The sequence below is a fragment of the Streptococcus oralis genome (assembly GCF_003943825.1).
GTDB classification, from domain to species: domain Bacteria; phylum Bacillota; class Bacilli; order Lactobacillales; family Streptococcaceae; genus Streptococcus; species Streptococcus oralis_CD.
The window spans coordinates 1-14,209 of sequence record NZ_RJNJ01000013.1 but is presented as its reverse complement, the minus strand read 5'-3'; the positions used below and the strand labels follow the sequence as shown (position 1 = coordinate 14,209).

The 14,209-nt window shown below is 40.3% G+C and carries 16 protein-coding genes and 1 pseudogene; 4 read left to right on the top strand and 13 right to left on the bottom strand.

The genetic code is table 11. The features are described from left to right. Positions 1 to 3: 3 nt before the first annotated feature. The 4 genes from D8863_RS09565 to D8863_RS09550 form a co-directional block, all read right to left on the bottom strand. Entirely contained in the window at positions 4 to 927 is a 924-nt protein-coding gene (locus D8863_RS09565; protein WP_125441775.1) for an aspartate carbamoyltransferase catalytic subunit, read from the bottom strand. A gap of 17 nt (positions 928 to 944) precedes the next feature. After that, positions 945 to 1,466: a bifunctional pyr operon transcriptional regulator/uracil phosphoribosyltransferase PyrR gene (pyrR, locus tag D8863_RS09560; protein WP_000850019.1), complete on the bottom strand. Its 522-nt coding sequence runs from the start codon at positions 1,464 to 1,466 to the stop codon at positions 945 to 947. 209 nt (positions 1,467 to 1,675) lie between these two features. Beyond that, positions 1,676 to 2,305: an endonuclease III gene (gene nth, locus D8863_RS09555; protein WP_125441774.1), complete on the bottom strand. Its 630-nt coding sequence runs from the start codon at positions 2,303 to 2,305 to the stop codon at positions 1,676 to 1,678. Further along, positions 2,306 to 2,848 carry a YceD family protein gene (locus D8863_RS09550; RefSeq protein WP_125441773.1) on the bottom strand — a complete coding sequence of 181 codons (543 nt, stop codon included), beginning with the start codon at positions 2,846 to 2,848 and terminating at the stop codon, positions 2,306 to 2,308. Positions 2,849 to 3,015: 167 nt separating this feature from the next. On the opposite strand from D8863_RS09550, the gene D8863_RS09545 reads away from it, so the two are divergent. Together D8863_RS09545 and D8863_RS09540 are read left to right on the top strand one after the other, a co-directional pair. Continuing rightward, complete coding sequence (locus tag D8863_RS09545) at positions 3,016 to 3,345, top strand: helicase BlpT (protein ID WP_125441772.1); 330 nt, start codon at positions 3,016 to 3,018, stop codon at positions 3,343 to 3,345. 242 nt (positions 3,346 to 3,587) lie between these two features. Continuing rightward, positions 3,588 to 5,147 (top strand): ATP-binding cassette domain-containing protein, encoded by a 1,560-nt coding sequence (locus tag D8863_RS09540; RefSeq protein WP_125441771.1) that lies wholly within the window; start codon positions 3,588 to 3,590, stop codon positions 5,145 to 5,147. A gap of 44 nt (positions 5,148 to 5,191) precedes the next feature. On the opposite strand, the pseudogene D8863_RS09535 reads toward D8863_RS09540, so the two are convergent. From D8863_RS09535 to D8863_RS09520, 4 genes and pseudogenes are all read right to left on the bottom strand, one after another. Continuing rightward, a pseudogene (locus D8863_RS09535) lies at positions 5,192 to 5,311 on the bottom strand (zinc metalloprotease HtpX); the annotation flags it as partial. Positions 5,312 to 5,401: 90 nt separating this feature from the next. Next, complete coding sequence (locus D8863_RS09530; protein WP_260469779.1) at positions 5,402 to 6,001, bottom strand: CPBP family intramembrane glutamic endopeptidase; 600 nt, start codon at positions 5,999 to 6,001, stop codon at positions 5,402 to 5,404. 107 nt (positions 6,002 to 6,108) lie between these two features. Then, a complete protein-coding gene (gene htpX, locus D8863_RS09525) occupies positions 6,109 to 7,008 on the bottom strand; it encodes a zinc metalloprotease HtpX (protein ID WP_125441770.1) in 900 nt (299 codons plus the stop codon). Position 7,009: 1 nt separating this feature from the next. Beyond that, positions 7,010 to 7,570, bottom strand: coding sequence for a LemA family protein (locus tag D8863_RS09520; protein WP_000219838.1), 561 nt, complete (start codon positions 7,568 to 7,570; stop codon positions 7,010 to 7,012). Between the two features lie 93 nt (positions 7,571 to 7,663). On the opposite strand from D8863_RS09520, the gene rsmG reads away from it, so the two are divergent. After that, positions 7,664 to 8,377, top strand: a complete 714-nt coding sequence (gene rsmG, locus D8863_RS09515; RefSeq protein ID WP_125441769.1) for a 16S rRNA (guanine(527)-N(7))-methyltransferase RsmG — start codon at positions 7,664 to 7,666, stop codon at positions 8,375 to 8,377. 438 nt (positions 8,378 to 8,815) lie between these two features. Next, positions 8,816 to 10,099, top strand: a complete 1,284-nt coding sequence (locus D8863_RS09510) for a uracil-xanthine permease family protein (RefSeq protein WP_049506041.1) — start codon at positions 8,816 to 8,818, stop codon at positions 10,097 to 10,099. A gap of 44 nt (positions 10,100 to 10,143) precedes the next feature. Here the strand turns inward: D8863_RS09510 and D8863_RS09505 are convergent, their stop codons facing one another. The 5 genes from D8863_RS09505 to D8863_RS11160 form a co-directional block, all read right to left on the bottom strand. Further along, complete coding sequence (locus tag D8863_RS09505; RefSeq protein ID WP_125441768.1) at positions 10,144 to 11,049, bottom strand: DMT family transporter; 906 nt, start codon at positions 11,047 to 11,049, stop codon at positions 10,144 to 10,146. 8 nt (positions 11,050 to 11,057) lie between these two features. Next, on the bottom strand, positions 11,058 to 11,993 hold the full coding sequence (locus D8863_RS09500) for a serine hydrolase domain-containing protein (RefSeq protein WP_125441767.1): 936 nt from the start codon (positions 11,991 to 11,993) through the stop codon (positions 11,058 to 11,060). Next, complete coding sequence (locus tag D8863_RS09495; protein WP_049479072.1) at positions 11,990 to 12,715, bottom strand: CppA N-terminal domain-containing protein; 726 nt, start codon at positions 12,713 to 12,715, stop codon at positions 11,990 to 11,992. Before D8863_RS09495 ends, D8863_RS09500 begins: the two co-directional genes overlap by 4 nt. Before the next feature lie 110 nt (positions 12,716 to 12,825). Next, positions 12,826 to 13,695 (bottom strand): aquaglyceroporin Gla, encoded by an 870-nt coding sequence (gla, locus tag D8863_RS09490; RefSeq protein WP_049490782.1) that lies wholly within the window; start codon positions 13,693 to 13,695, stop codon positions 12,826 to 12,828. Between the two features lie 282 nt (positions 13,696 to 13,977). Then, the coding region (locus D8863_RS11160; protein ID WP_221763085.1) for a hypothetical protein at positions 13,978 to 14,209 on the bottom strand (232 nt) is incomplete at its 5' end.

Genomic DNA, 14,209 nt, shown 5'->3' with positions numbered 1-14,209 from the left:
GTTTTAGTTGGCGCTTCTACTCGCCAATACGGATTCTAAGATTGCCATTCGAACAAAGACACCATTGGTCATTTGTTGGACAATGCGTGATTTTGGTGCTTCAACCAAGTGGTCAGCAATTTCCACATCTCGATTCACTGGAGCAGGATGCATAATGATTGCTGTTTCTTTTAAGCGATTATAGCGTTCTTGGTTCAAACCGTGTTGAGCATGGTAGTCTTCTTTTGAAAAGACCGCTCCACTTTCGTGGCGTTCATGTTGAACTCGGAGTAACATCAAAACATCCACCTGATCAACAATCTCATCAATAGTTACAAACTGTCCATAGTCCGCAAACTCTTGACTTCTCCATTCCTCAGGTCCTGCAAAGTACAGTTCAGCTCCCAAGCGTTTCAAAATCTGCATATTGGATTTGGCAACGCGTGAGTGATCCAAGTCGCCTGCAATAGCAACCTTGAGACCCTCAAAGTGGCCAAATTCCTCATAAATAGTCATCAAATCAAGCAAGCTCTGGCTAGGATGTTGTCCCGAACCATCACCACCATTGATAATGGAAGTCGTAATCGACGGACTCGCAATCAACTCTCTGTAATAGTCGACCTCTGGGTGGCGAATCACACAGACATCCACTCCTAGAGCAGATAGGGTCAAGATGGTATCATAAAGTGTCTCACCCTTATTGACCGAGCTAGTCTTCACATCAAAGTCCAGTCGCTCCAGCCCCAGTTTAATTTCTGCCACTTCAAAGGACTTATGTGTTCGTGTAGAATCCTCAAAGAAGAGATTAGACACAATAGGTTTGTTTTCGTAGGGAAGTTGGGCTCCGTTTTTAAACTCGATTCCTCGTTTGATCAATTTCATCACTTGATCAACCGTAAGGTCTTCCATGGACACCACATGGTTCAATGCTTGTTGATTTTCTGACATGGCTACTCCTTTAGCTCTTAAGCTTCTTCAGTAATCAAAACTCTATCTTGGCCATCAAGTTCTGTCATCTCAACGATGATTTCTTCAGAACGACTGGTTGGAATATTTTTCCCAACGTAATCTGGACGAATTGGCAATTCTCTGTGTCCACGGTCAACTAGCACCGCAAGACTCACGCGCGCTGGACGACCATGTCCGACAATGTTATCGATAGCAGCTCGAATTGTACGACCTGTATAAAGTACGTCATCCACCAAGATGACCTCGCGGTCTGTTACATCGACAGAAATTAATGAAGTATCCTCACCACTCTTAACATCGTCGCGGAAAGGTTTAGTATCTAATTCTACAACAGGAACTGAGATGTTTTCCAATTGTTCCAAGCGTTCTTGAATACGGTGAGCAATAAAGACACCACGTGTTTTAATTCCCGCTAAAATGATTTTATTCAAATCTTTGTTGCGTTCGATAATTTCATAAGTGATACGCGTAATTGCTCGCTTGACGGTTAATTCGTCTACAACTTCTTTTGTCTTCATGACAAACCTCCAAAAAGAAAAGTCTCCTTACACAAGGAGACTTGAGAATGTATAACTAAGCGAGCCATACTGCAAACAGTATAGACTTACCCTTCTACTTTATCGAGCTCCTTGCCTGCCTCACGGGACAGGTTTAAAGGAATATTTTATTGTCCTTACTATATCACAAAGCCTAGTTCAAAGCAAGTAAAAACATTCAATGCTAAGCCTTATAATGAACTAAAATCGTATAACTGTGGATAGTGATCACATTCTGGATTTTTCGGATGACAGATAGCACGACCAAAGTAAATCATGGCTTGATGCGCCACCAACCACTTTTCTGGTGGCAAGACATCCATGACACGTTTTTCAACTTCAAGTGGTGTAGCTGATTTTTTTACAATATCGTGGTGTTTACAGATTCGCTCTACGTGAGTATCAACTGCAAAGGCCGGAATACCGAATCCCACGCTCAAAACTACGTTAGCTGTTTTACGACCAACTCCTGCTAAACTCTCTAATTCTTCTCTAGTCTGAGGGACTTGACCATCAAAATCATCCAGTAGTTGCTGGGCACATTTTTTGAGGAATTTTGCTTTGTTTCGATAAAGACCTAGACGAGAAATATGTTTAGAAATTTCACTCTCACTGGCATCTGCCATGGCTTGAGGCGTAGGGAAGGCTTCAAAAAGAGCTGGAGTCGCTTTGTTTACTGCCGCATCTGTCGTTTGAGCAGACAACATGACTGCAACTAGCAATTCAAAATGATTGCGAAAATCTAGACTTGGTTTCGCATCAGGAAAAAGAGCAATGATTTCTTCTATGACATGACGTGCACGTTTTTTGGATAAAACCATCTACTCATCTCCGTCAAACAGCCCTTGCAACTCTGCAAAAGGACTATTTTCTTCTTTCTTAACTGCTTGTTGAGCTTGATATTCTTCCTCAGTCATGATTTGCCAGTCATTTCCAGAAACAAATCCTTGACCAGCTTCTTCCTCAGCTGTTAAGACCTTGATTGGAATATTGAGCAAGATATTATCTGAAACACTCTCAGCAAGGTCGATTTCTCCATTTTCGATCGGTAAAACTAAGTCATCATCTAGCACTTCTTGGTCCAATTGATTGGTAGCACCTTCCATAAAGACTTCCGTAACTGGATATGATTCTTTCAATTCTACCGGTTCCATGCTACGACTAGAAGCTAAAACGATTGTATAAGATAAGAGATAGTCCAAGAAAAACATACGGTCTTCGTACTGAACTTTCCCTAGTGCTTGGATATCTTTTACATCTAAAATTTCTTGATTACGGTCACGTAAGTCAGCTGACAAGTCTAGAGTTTGCTCAAAGTGCAAGCCTTCAGGCTGCTTACGAATTTCTTGGATATTTAATTTCATACTTCCTCCATAAAGATTTACTCACTTGATTATACCATGAAATCACTTAATTTAACCGCTCCAGACCTTGATTTAATTTTTATCATTTTTTGATAAATTTATTATGACAATTTTATTTTTTGTGCTATACTATAGGCATCAATAGATGAGCAAAGGAGGACGCTCATATGGAAGACAAAGTTCTTTTAGCTGAAGCCTATCAGCTCGTTTCAGAATTAAACCAAACAATACAAAGTTGTAAACAGGGATTGCCTGATGATCTACGCTTACAGCAAAATATAGACGAAATTCTCAGAGAACTTAAAAAATCTGTGAAATTAGACAATGCTATCTTAATTGAACTGGAAAGCTTTTACCAACGGACTAGTCTTTTGATTGGACTTGGCTCACTGAAATTAAATGACCAGGCTCGCACTGCTTGGCGAAACTATGATAAGTTTCACTACGATCACGTTAAGCACGTTTTGACACTCTATGGACCTGTTTTTGGTTTTTAAAAATAGAGGGTTTTCTGGCTTAATCTTGACAAATTTTCTCAAAAAGAGTATGATGATTTCAACAATACTCGGAGGTAAGGGAGACATGAACAACTAAGTCTATCAAATAAAGAACCTTTATTTAGTAGATCTTGTTTCTGTCTCTTTTTATGTGCTCTTTTTTTGCTGGATTTTCAGCCCTTTTAAAAGAGTTTTTTTGACATAGACGATTGGCTCTACTAGGTAAAGTAGAGCTTTTTGTTATGCAATATGGACATTCTAGAAAGGGCAATAATATGATAAAAATCAATCATCTGACCATCACACAAAACAAAGATTTAAGAGACCTTGTTTCCGATTTAAACATTACCATCCAAGACGGAGAAAAAGTCGCTATTATTGGCGAAGAAGGCAATGGAAAATCAACCTTACTGCGAACTTTAATGGGAGAAAAATTAGCTGATTTCTCTATCAGGGGAGAAATCCAGTGTGACCTTCAGTCTCTGGCCTACATTCCCCAACATCTCCCTGAAGAACTGAAAAAAAAATCTCTGCAGGACTACTTCTTTTTAGAGTCTACAGATTTGGACTACAGCCTTCTCTATCGCTTGTCTGATGAATTACACTTTGACAGCAGTCGTTTTGCAAGTGATCAAGAAATTGGTAGTCTCTCGGGTGGTGAAGCTTTGAAAATTCAGCTCATCCATGAATTGGCCAAACCTTTTGAGGTTCTATTTTTAGATGAACCTTCAAATGACCTAGACCTTGAGACGGTTGATTGGCTAAAAAGGCAGATTCGAAAAATTAGGCAAACTGTTATTTTCATTTCCCATGATGAAGACTTTCTTTCTCAAACGGCTGATACTATTGTCCACTTGCGACTGGTCAAGCATCGGAAAGAAGCGGAAACGCTAGTCGAGCATTTAGACTATGATCGCTATAGTGAGCAGAGAAAGGCTAATTTTGCCAGACAAAGTCAGCAAGCTGCTAACGACCAGAGAGCCTATGACAAAACCATGGAAAAACATCGCCGAGTCAAGCAAAATGTAGAAACTGCACTTCGAGCTACCAAAGACAGTACTGCCGGTCGCCTATTGGCTAAAAAGATGAAAACTGTTCTCTCTCAAGAAAAACGCTTTGAAAAGGAAGCTCAGTCCATGACACAAAAGCCACTTGAAGAGGAACAAATCCAACTCTTCTTTTCAGACATCCAACCATTACCGGCTTCTAAAGTATTAGTCCAACTGGAAAAAGAAAATTTGTCCATTGGCCAGCGCATTTTAGCTCAGGAGTTACGACTAACGGTCCATGGCCAAGATAAAATCGGTATCATCGGGCCAAATGGTGCTGGAAAATCAACTCTGTTAGCCAAGTTGCAACAACTACTAAGCGCCAAAAGAGAGATTTCACTTGGTTTTATGCCACAAGATTACCATAAAAAACTACAATTAGATCTATCTCCAGTAGCCTATCTCAGCCAAACTGGACACAAAGAGGAAATACAGAAAATCCAATCTCACTTAGCTAGTCTTAATTTCAGCTATCCAGAGATGCACCACCAAATCCACTCCTTATCTGGAGGTCAACAAGGTAAACTCCTTCTTTTGAATTTAGTTCTGCGAAAACCAAACTTTCTCCTTCTGGATGAACCCACACGAAACTTTTCTCCAACTTCTCAACCAGAAATCAGAAAACTCTTTGCCTCCTATCCAGGCGGTCTAATCACTGTTTCGCATGACAGACGCTTCTTAAAAGAGGTCTGTACGAGTATCTATCGTTTGACAGAAAATGGTTTGGAAGTTGTTGATTTACAAGATTTATAAATGTTGAACATAGCAAAAATCCAGAGAGATTTCTCTGGATTTTTTTACATCTGTTTCAAGCGTTCGATTCGTTCTGAGATAGGTAGGTGGGTATAAAAGAGTTTTTGAAGTCCGCCACCTTTCTTCGGATCATTGATATAAAGAGCGCTGCTGGCATCGTCAATCTGACAGATTATGCTCTGACTTTTGTTTAAATTGTATAAGCTAGAAATCATTTTTTATTATCTTACAGCTCAAAGCATTCTAATGTAGCATTATCTCATGTACAAAAAGCAAAATGCAACCAGATTATTGAAGACATGCAAAAGAATGGAATTCCATAGGTTGTCAGAAGTCTTATACCTTACCCCAAATGCAAATCCCATACCTAAATAGCTGATAAAGCTAGGAATAGTATAGGGACCATGAAGATAAGCAAAAAGAAGCGATGTGGCAAACAATCCAAAATATGTATTCTTAAATACTATCCCCTGTAACATACCTCGCATAAAGATTTCTTCCGTGACAGGTGCCAAAACACAGAGATCCACAAAAAGTACAGACCATGAAAGTGATAAACTTTGCACAGTTTGAGTTGTGTCTGATTGGGTAGGGCCTAAAAAATTGACCATAATATAAAACAGGAAAAGTAAGGCGTATGAAAGAAAACATTTTAGAATATCTTTTAGGCGGATTTTCCGAATGTGAAACAAGTCATACTTTTTTCCTACATATAAAAATAATGCAAGTTCAACGAGGGTAAAAAGGATTGATAGCGTTAATGAATTTGTTCGCATGATTTTCTCTGCTATACTCAAATGAATTGGCATAAAAATCAAAATCAAGAAAAACGTCATCCAGCGCTTATACATCATTCACCTCAATTATATAGAATTACATATATTATACTATTTTTGGGAGAGATAACAAGTTAAAAGCGAGATACTAAAAGCAAAAATCCAGAGACGACCTCTGGATTTTTTTACATTTGTTTCAAGCGTTCGACTCGTTCTGAGATAGGTGGGTGGGTATAAAAGAGTTTTTGTAGCCCCCCACCTTTCTTGGGATCATTGATATAAAGAGCGCTACTGGCATCGTCAACATGGTGATGCATCGGCTCGCTATTTTCCAACTTACGCAAGGCATTGATCATCCCTTGAGGATTACGAGTCAGCTCCACACTGGATGCATCCGCCAGAAATTCCCTCTGACGGGAAATGGCTAATTGCACCAAGGTTGCTGCCAAGGGAGCCAAAACAATTGCTAGGAGAGAGATGACAAGCATGATAATCTCTAGACCATTTCCATCGCGATCATTATCACTCCGTCTGCGACCTGCCCCACCCCACCACATCATCCGTCCTGCCATACTAGACAGAAGGGTAATGGCACTGGCAAGGGCAACAGCAATGGTCGAAATGCGAATATCGTAGTTTCGGATATGACTGACTTCATGACCCATAACAGCTTCCAGTTCCTCACGATTCATGATAGCTAAGAGACCCGACGTTGCTGCTACTGCGGCATTCTGCGGATTCGAACCTGTTGCAAAGGCATTTAAAGATGAATCCTCAATGATGAAAACACGTGGCATGGGAATCTGAGCGACCATGGCCATATCCTCTACTACATGGTAGAGGTCTGGTGCTGTTTGCTCATCAACCTCACGCGCCCCATTCATAGACATGACAATCTCTGTTGATTGAAAGATCATGGTCAGAGCGTAGATAAGGCCAATAATCAAGGCAATAATCATGCCACCAAGACCTGAGCGCATAAAGAGATAGCCAACCGCATAACCAACCAAGGCCAAGAGTAGGAAGAAAACCAGCAACAAAATCCAGGTTTTTCGTTTATTGCTCGCAATTTGATCAAACAACATCTTAGTCACCTAAACCGCTAAAGTCAACTTTAGGAACTGCCTTTTCCTCTTCAGGTGTTTGAAGGAAGTCTGCAGCTTTAAATCCAAATAGTCCTGCGATGATGTTGCTTGGGAAACTTTCAAGTTTTACATTGTAGTTGCTGACAACACTGTTGTAGAGTTGGCGTGAGTAAGAAATTTTATTTTCAGTATTGGTCAACTCTTCTTGTAATTTGATAAAGTTAGCACTAGCTTTCAAGTCTGGGTAATTCTCTGCTACTGCAAAGATACCAGAAATCTGGCGAGTAAGGGCATCACTGGCCTTCATAGCTTCTGCCGGTGAAGTTGCTGCGGCTACTTGTCTACGAAGTTCTGTTACTTTTTCCAAGGTAGAACCTTCATATTTCGCATAGCCTTTGACTGTTTCAATCAAGTTTGGGAGGAGATCATTACGACGCTTCAACTGAACATCTATCTGGCTCCAAGCCTCCTTGGTCTGCATACGATTTTTAACCAAACCGTTATAGCTAACAATCACAAAAATAACAATCAGAGCCAAAACTCCAAGAATAATCCAAGTCATAATCTTTTTCCTTTCTGCTTTTAGATTACTACCAGTATATCAAAATTTTAACGAATATGGTAAAATAAGATGATACTAGAGAAGGAAACTACTATGAAACCAGAAACATTTTACAGCCTACTAGCTGAGCAAAATCTTCCACTTTCGGACCAGCAAAAGAACCAATTTGAACGGTATTTTGAACTCTTGGTCGAGTGGAATGAAAAGATTAACCTAACCGCTATTACAGACAAAGAAGAAGTCTACCTTAAGCACTTTTATGATTCGATTGCACCTATTCTGCAAGGCTTGATTTCAAATGAAACTATCAAACTTCTTGATATCGGAGCGGGGGCAGGATTTCCTAGTCTTCCTATGAAAATCCTCTATCCTCAGTTAGATGTGACCATCATTGATTCGCTCAATAAGCGCATCAACTTCCTCCAACTATTGGCTCAGGAGTTGGATTTGGATGGTGTTCACTTCTACCATGGACGGGCAGAAGACTTTGCCCAAGACAAGAACTTCCGTGCTCAGTTTGATGTGGTGACGGCTCGTGCTGTTGCCCGTATGCAAGTCTTGTCTGAACTGACCATTCCCTATCTTAAAGTTGGTGGAAAACTACTGGCGCTCAAGTCCAGCAATGCTCCTGAGGAATTGCTAGAAGCCAAGAATGCCCTTAACCTCCTCTTTAGTAAGGTAGAGGACAACCTCAGCTACGCCCTGCCAAATGGGGATCCGCGCTACATCACTGTCGTCGCAAAGAAAAAAGAAACCCCAAATAAATATCCACGTAAGGCTGGCATGCCCAACAAACGCCCACTTTAAACAATTTACAAAATCATACCTCGCTCTCGCATTTCCGAGCTCGGGAAAAATTCGTTTACAAAACGAACCTCACTCTCGCATTTCTAGGCTCGAGAAAAAATGATTTACAAAATCAAACCTCGCTCTCGCATTTCCGGGCTCGGAAAAAAAATGATTTACAAAATCAGCCTCGCTCTTACATTTCTAGGCTCGGGAAAAAATGATTTGCAAAATCAACCTCGCTCTCCCATTTCCAGGCTCGGGAAAAAATGATTTACAAAATCATTTTTTTCTGCTATACTATCACAAGCAAAGGTTTTTAATGTCATCCTGTGAGGTGACGAAGGCGCAGATTTATATAAATTTTTAAAAGATAGCTATTTTTTAAAAAGTCTTACTCTGAGGGCCTATTGCTGCAAAATAATGGGCTCTTTTTTGGTGCCCAAAAGTGAGGTTTTTATGAAACAGGAATCAACTGTTGACTTGTTACTAGACGTTGATCAACGTCCTTCTGCTGGTAAAGGTATTCTTCTAAGCTTCCAGCACGTATTTGCCATGTTTGGTGCAACCATTCTCGTTCCCTTAATTTTGGGAATGCCCGTATCGGTTGCTCTCTTCGCTTCCGGTATTGGAACACTTATCTACATGATTTCTACTGGCTTTAAGGTTCCAGTTTATCTAGGTTCTTCATTCGCCTTTATCACAGCTATGTCTCTAGCCATGAAAGAAATGGGAGGCGATGTCTCTGCTGCTCAAACTGGAGTTATCCTGACTGGTTTTGTCTATGTCCTTGTAGCAGCAAGTGTTCGTTTTGCAGGTACGAAATGGATTGATAAACTCTTGCCACCAATCATTATCGGACCTATGATTATCGTTATCGGTCTTGGTCTTGCTGGTTCTGCTGTAACGAATGCTGGACTTGTAGCAGACGGAAACTGGAAAAACGCCCTTGTAGCCGTTGTTACATTCTTGATTGCCGCCTTTATCAATACAAAAGGAAAAGGTTTCCTTCGTATCATTCCTTTCCTCTTTGCCATCATCGGTGGGTATATCTTCGCTATGATGCTTGGTTTGGTTGACTTTACCCCAGTCCTTCAAGCCAACTGGTTTGAAATTCCTGGTTTCTACTTGCCATTTAGCACTGGTGGTGCCTTTAAAGAGTACAACTTGTACTTCGGTCCCGAAACAATCGCCATCTTGCCAATCGCTATTGTAACCATTTCAGAACACATCGGAGACCACACAGTTTTAAGCCAAATCTGTGGCCGTCAATTCCTAAAAGAACCAGGACTTCACCGTACGCTTCTCGGTGACGGTATCGCGACATCTGTATCTGCTTTCCTCGGTGGACCAGCTAACACGACTTACGGAGAAAATACAGGAGTTATCGGGATGACTCGTATCGCTTCTGTCTCTGTTATCCGTAACGCAGCCTTTATCGCCATTGCTCTTAGCTTCTTAGGTAAATTCACTGCCTTGATTTCAACCATTCCAAATGCTGTGCTTGGTGGCATGTCCATCCTTCTCTACGGAGTTATCGCCAGCAATGGTTTGAAAGTTTTGATTAAAGAACGTGTTGACTTCAGTCAAATGCGTAACCTCATCATTGCCAGTGCCATGTTGGTACTTGGACTTGGTGGGGCTATCCTCAAACTTGGCCCAGTTACACTTTCAGGTACTGCTCTATCAGCCATGACAGGAATCATCTTGAACTTGATCTTGCCACACGAAAATAAAGACTAATCATCTATACACACAAAATCCACTCGATTGAGTGGATTTTTTAATTACTTACTCTTTATTTCCAACAGTAAATCTTTCAATGAAATAATGGTCACGGCTAGTAAAATCATAGCCATACCGACAAAATCAATCGCATAAAACTGTTCCTTCATAATCAGAAAGGCAAAGAAAACGGCAGAAATTGGTTCTATGGAAGCTAATAAACTAGACTTAACAGGGCCTATCAGACTAGCTCCCTTTAGGAAAGCTGTATAGGCAAAAACCGTTCCGATGATGATAATCCCAGCAAATGCAAAGAGAAAATCTAAGCTGGTTGGTATGCTGGCCTGTAAGACTCCTGTGAAAGGAATAGCCACTACACCAGAAATAACCATCCCAACACCAATCACCAAAATACTGCCCCACTTCTTAATCAAAGCGATGGGAAGGATAATATAGAGGGCATAGGTTAGGGCAGAAAAGAGGCCCCAGAAAAGTCCAGCAGGTGTGACAGACAACTGGTCGACTTTCCCATGCGTCGCAATCAGAAAAGTTCCTCCTATAGCCAATCCAATCGAAATAATCTCAGCCAGTGTCGGAGCTACCTTATCCTTCATACAGGTATAAACCAAGATCCCAACGGGGCATACATACTGGAGAACTGTCGCCGTTCCAGCATTGGTTTCCTGAATGGCAGAAAGATAGGCAAACTGGTTTAAGAAAAGCCCGAAAACTGCAAATAGTAACAGAGATAGTAGACTTTTTCTGTCTTTAAAAAAAGCATAGAGTTTATCCTTTGAAGTCGCATAGGATAAGACTACCAGTGCCAGACCTGCAATGATAAGTCGTAAATTGGTCAAGACTAAAGCAGAAATCCCGTGTGCCATCAGGTATTGGCCACTGGTCCCAGACAAGCCCCAAGCAATCCCTGCTACTACTGTATACAGAGTTCCTTTTACGATTTTTGACATGCTTCCCCCTACTCTTCTTGACGAATCATTTCCATGACTTGGTTTCGGTCAACTATCCACTGGGCACGCTCATCCTTTTCATACGTTCGATTGGATAAAAAGATAGCAGCTTCTTGCTTCTCCCGATTCCACATAATGAAGGTACCTGTATAACCCGTATGGTCGAGCCAAGCTCCCTCCAGGTTCCATGATAGAGACCGCTCCTTATCATCTAAGGGAGAAAAATTTCGGCTCAATTCTGCAGCAAAATCATCTTTCAAGTAATGTTCCAGGAAGATCTGCAGATCCTTAACAGTCGAAAACAAACCAGCACTTCCAGCGTGTTTCCCTAGTAGACGGGCTTTGGGATCGTGAATAATTCCGGCCTCTACTCCTCTCACTGTTGGGACAGCTTGCTCAACAGGACCAAACATCGTTTCCTTCATCCCCCATGGTCCCAAAACTTGTTCTTCTATAATCTGATCCAAGTCTTGGTCAAAGATTTTTTCCAAAAGAAATCCCAAGAGTAAAAAGTGAACGTCAGAGTATAGGAAGGCTGACTGATCTCGTCTGTTGAGGTGAAACATGGCTTCTCTCAATTCCTCTGCACTTAACTTGTCTCGATTGGGAATAAAGGGATCTAAGTCTGTGGCATGGGTCAGAAGTTGCCGTATAGTGATATCAGGATAATCACACTCCGGTAAAAAATCCATCACCGGTCGATCAATATCTAATTTGCCCTGCTGCCACAAGAAGGTAAAAACCGTCCCCACTCCCACGATCTTACTCACACTTGCCAAATCATAAACCAAACCGGTTTCTGTCTTCAAGTCTCGTTCTGGATCACTCAATCCTAGATAAGACTCTTTCCATTCACCATCCTTATAATACGCAAAAGAGGCCCCGGGATAAATCCCTGCCTCGATTTGATTTTCTATTTTTCTTAGAATTTTTTCCAACTTCATGCTTCTTCAAACCACAATTCAATGTTATTGGTATCTTTACCAAGGAAGAATTTTTCAGACTTAGGGACAAAGTAGCCTGTCTTTTCAAATTTCTGACGAAGACTGGTTAGATCAAAATTCTTGACTAAAAATTTTAACATCGTCAGGTCCCAAGTGACATTGTTTTCAACAGCCAAATCTGGTCCTTGCCCTTTAGTAAAGGTAATTACTGGTGCTACTCCTTCAGGATCAAGTAAACTCTCTGTCCCTTCAGGTAAACGCAACTCCATAGAAACCTCAAATTGGCTCACGTATTTTATACTTGTATTTGAATAAAATTCAGGAACAGTTTCCAGTGGAACCAAATCTCTTATATCATCTTCTGCATGAACAAGGATCACATCCTCTTCAGGTGAAACAATCTCAAAAGCATACCCACGGTTACCTTTAAATAAGCGAGGAAGAGACTTCATCTGAGAAAGGAGGGCCTCGATTTCAGAAGGATTCTCAACCTTTATCAAGAGTCTAGCTAGCTTCTTAAGCCCTTCAACTCTGCGTGTTCGCATGCTTGGAGCCTCTTCTAAAATCAATCTCTCCGTAGCTGTCTGGTCGCCTAAGGAAAGAAAGGCAGACTCTTCCAGCAAAGGTTTCATCCCCAGGGTTTCAATGTAAAAACTTTCATTTAATTTTCGATTATTAACTTTCAAGGTCGGAACGATCCGAACAATCTCATTCACATTCATATATTCCTCCAACTCTTTTATTTTAAAGGATTTTCGAATATTTTACAAGCCATATCTATTTTATTTAAAAATTTTATAACAAAAAAACTGGGATTCCCCAGTTTTATTTTTTATAGGTAAAGTAGTTTGAATAGTGCTACTGCTGCAATACCCGCTAAAATTGGAGCTACAACTGGAACCCATGCATACCACCATTTTGAATCACCCTTGTGTTGACCAAGAACTGATTTTGGAAGGAGTTCGTGAAGAAGACGTGGTCCGAAGTCACGAGCTGGGTTCAAACCAGGTCCAGTAGGTCCACCAAGTGAAGTTACCAAGGCCATTACTAGGAAACCAAGTGCCAAGTGTGCAACTGAGATTCCAGCAGCTGTATGTGGAGCTACTTGAGCTTTCACTGCCAATTCACTTAAATCAACAGTTTGTCCAGCTTGAGTAGCCATTTGTTTCATGTATTGAAGAACCTCAGCACCAAAGAAGTTTTTAGTCAAACCAAGTGCTGCAAAGAAAAGAACAAATGAACCTACAAACTCATTGAGGAAGCCGTTAACAGTAGCTGCAAAACGTGATTCTTTTGTACCGTGGTCAATGCTTGAAATTGTTGAGAAGGTACCCAAGATATTGTTAGGATTCTCTGTCTTCAAGTAGTAAGGACGGTGAGTCGCTACAACCAAAGCTTGACCAAAGATTGCTCCTAAAACTTGTGCTAGGATGTAATATGGTACTTGCTCCCAAGAGAAAAGTCCACTAACAGCAAGTCCAAGAGTGAAAGCTGGGTTGATGTGGTTACCAGATACATTACCAAACATCAAAGCTGGGATCATAACCCCCATACCATAACCAACCGCGATAACGAGCCAGCCACTTTGGTGACCTTTCGTACCTTTAAGTTCAACGTTAGCAACTGCACCATTACCAAGAATGATCAAAATAGCAGTTCCCAAGAATTCTGTGGCATATTTAATAGCCCATGTAAAATCCATTTGATAGATTCTCCTTAAATTTTTTTAGACAATCCTTATTCTATCAATTTTTAGACCTTTTAGCAATATCTTTTCTAAAAGAATCTATGGAAAACGCTTTTATTTCAAGTCTACAAAAAAGACCTAACAAAGAGAGTTTGTTAAGTCCTAATTTTGATTATTCTTGGCGCTGACCAAAATATTTTCCAATTTTTTAATTAGCGAAAAAAGTTCGAAATTCTTTTAAAATTATAATTTAATATTCTTTAATATGTTCTTTTAAGAAAAGTTAACTCTTTTCCACTATTTAAATTCATCTGATTCATATAAATCTGATGGTAAAAAATTATTCATTACAAATTTCTCATTATTATTATTAATACGAATAAATTCTCCATCTATTAAGTCATACTTGTAATTAGTCATACTATTTATTTCAATAAATTGATTTTCAACATTATTAAATAAAAACAAAGTAACTTCTAGGTTACTATTAGTGATAGGTTCTGTAAATTGAATATTGTAAAACTTTTCC